This window comes from Neisseria sp. P0009.S008, from assembly GCF_051958615.1.
Taxonomy (GTDB): Bacteria; Pseudomonadota; Gammaproteobacteria; order Burkholderiales; family Neisseriaceae; genus Neisseria; species Neisseria subflava.
Genome location: NZ_JBQCVG010000109.1, coordinates 1 through 234 on the forward strand (window position 1 = coordinate 1; position 234 = coordinate 234).

1 pseudogene is annotated in these 234 nt (G+C 50.9%); it reads right to left on the reverse strand.

Going from position 1 to position 234, the window contains the following annotated elements:
* Positions 1-234 (reverse strand): annotated as a pseudogene (gene glyA / locus ACTHSQ_RS11485) (serine hydroxymethyltransferase); the annotation flags it as partial.

The window sequence follows — 234 nt, forward strand, 5'->3', positions numbered from 1 at the left end:
GGCGTTTTTGTTGACGGTGATATGAGCTTTGCCCAAAGCGGCTTCGGCGGCTTTGCCGGTGATTTTCATCGGTTGCAGGTCAACGAGGAAAACGTGGCTTTCAGTACGGCCGGAAACGATGCGCAAACCGCGTTTAACCAACTCTTCCGCCATAGCGGCAGCATTGATTTTCACTTGTTTTGCGTATTGTTTGAACTCAGGTTGCAACGCTTCTTTAAACGCCACGGCTTTGGC